The organism is Promineifilum sp. (SeqCode) (genome assembly GCF_041918635.1).
In the GTDB taxonomy this organism is placed as follows: Bacteria; Chloroflexota; Anaerolineae; order Promineifilales; family Promineifilaceae; genus Promineifilum.
Map to the genome: position 1 here is coordinate 1 of NZ_JAYRVJ010000795.1, position 2,349 is coordinate 2,349.

Genomic DNA, 2,349 nt, shown 5'->3' on the forward strand with positions numbered 1-2,349 from the left:
AACTGACCACTGACCACTCGCCACTGACCACCGACTACCATGACCCACAACACCCCCCTCTACCGCCTCGCCTGGCGGCGATTGCGGCGGCGACCGTTTCAGTACGTGCTGTTCGTGCTGGGCGTCGCCATCGGCGTGGCCATGATGGTCTCCATCGATCTGGCCAACGGCTCGGCGCGGCGGGCGTTCGAGCTGTCCACCGACGCCGTGACCGGCAAGGCTACCCACCGCATCGCCGGCGGCCCGGCCGGACTGGACGAAGAGATTTACCGCCTCCTGCGGGTGGAGGTGGGCTTCTCGCCGGCCGCGCCGGTGGTTGAGGGGTACGTCGGCGTGCCCGAACTGGGCGGGCAGCCGCTGCGCCTGGTGGGCATCGACCCGTTTGCCGAGCCGCCCTTCCGCGGCTACTTCAACGCGTCGAGCGAGTCCGGCCTGGACCCGGCGGCGCTGACCGCCTTTCTGACCGAGCCAAACAGCGTCATCCTGTCCGGCGCGGCGGCCGAGGCGAGCGGCGTAGCCCTGGGCGACACGCTGACGGTCGAGGTCGGCGGCCGGCGGGCGGCGACGCGCGTCGTCGGCCTGCTGCGACCGGCCGACAGCGTGACCGAGCGCGCCCTGAGCGGCATCCTGTTCACCGACATCGCCTCGGCCCAGGAGTTGTTGGACATGCCGGGGCGGCTGAGCCACATCGACCTGATCGCCGAGAGCGAGGAAGCGCTGGCCCCGGTCGCGGCCATCTTGCCGGCCGGGGTGACACTCCAGACGGCCGCCGCCCGCCAGAACGCGGTGCAGCAGATGACGGCCGCCTTCGAGCTGAACCTGACGGCGCTGAGCATGCTGGCCCTGGTCGTCGGCATGTTCCTCATCTACAACACCGTCACCTTCAGCGTCATCCAGCGCCGGCCCCTGTTTGGCGTCCTGCGCTGCCTGGGGGCGACGGGCGGGCAGTTGTTCGCGCTTATTCTGGGCGAGGCGGCGCTGCTCAGCCTGATCGGCTCGGCGCTGGGGCTGGGGCTGGGCGTGCTGCTGGGCCGGGGGGTAGTGGGCCTCATCACCCAGACCATCAATGACTTCTGGTTCACCGTCAACGTGACGGACGTGACCGTGCCGGCGGCCACGCTGGCGCGAGGGCTGCTGGTGGGCGTGGGGGCGGCGCTGGCCGCCGCGCTCGTGCCGGCGGTCGAGGCGGCCCGCACCGCACCGCAGAGCACGCTGCGCCGCTCGACGCTGGAGAGCCGCGTCCGCCGGCTGCTGCCCTGGCTGGTCGTCGCCTGGGCCGCGCTGACGCTGGCCGGGGTGGGGCTGCTGTGGCTGCGGGCCGGCGGGCTGGTCACTGCCTTCGGTGGGCTGTTCGCGGTGCTCATCGCCGCGGCGCTGCTGGCCCCGCCCGTCACGGCGGCGCTGATGCGGCTGGCCGCGCCGCTGAGCGGGCGGGCGCTGGGGGCGCTCGGCCGGCTGGCCCCGCGCGACATCGTCCGCTCGCTCAGCCGCACCTCCATCGCCATCGCCGCGCTGATGACGGCCGTGTCGGTCATCGTCGGCGTGTCGATCATGGTTGGCTCCTTCCGCGGCACGGTCGTGCAATGGCTCGACCAGACGTTGCAGGCCGACATCTTCATCTCGCCGCCGACGGTGACGGCCAACCGGGTCAGCGGCGCGCTCGACCCGGAGCTGGTGGCGGCGGTGCGCGAGTGGCCGGGGGTGGCGCGGGCGGTCACGTCGCACACGGTGCAGATCGACGTGCCGGCGTTCGGCCGGCTGGTGCAGCTGGTGGCGGTGGACGGCGACGTGTCGCGGGGCAACCGGCCCTACGCCTGGGTGCGCGAAGGGCTGGACAACCCGTGGCCGCGCATGGAGGCGGGCGAGGGGATCATCATTTCCGAGGCGCTGGTGCTGAAGGAGGCGCTGCCCATCCCGCCGGAGCCGGTCACGCTGCTAACAGCTGAGGGGCCGCGGGACTTCCCGGTGCTGGCTGTGTTCTACGACTACTCGTCCGACCAGGGCAGCATTTTCCTCAGCGACGACCAGTACCGGGCGCTGTGGGGCGACCCGTCCATCTCGGCTGTGGGATTATTTGTGGAACCAGGCCAATCGGTGGACGCGCTCATCGCCGACATTGGCGCGGCCTACACCGGGCGGAACGTGCTGGTGCAGTCGAACGAGGCGTTGCGGCGCGGCTCGCTGGAGATTTTCGACCGGACGTTTGCCATCACGTCGGCGCTGCGGCTGCTGGCGGTCATCGTGGCCTTCATCGGCGTGTTGAGCGCGCTGATGAGCCTGCAACTGGAGCGGGCGCGCGAGTTGGGCACGCTGCGGGCGACGGGGATGACGCGGCAACAGCTGTGGGGG

Annotated in this window: 1 protein-coding gene; it reads left to right on the forward strand. The window is 71.6% G+C overall.

The features are described from left to right. Positions 1-39: 39 nt before the first annotated feature. Positions 40-2,349, forward strand: a 2,310-nt coding sequence (locus tag ACE3UY_RS22705; RefSeq protein ID WP_374689746.1) for an FtsX-like permease family protein, incomplete at its 3' end; no start/stop codon positions are given.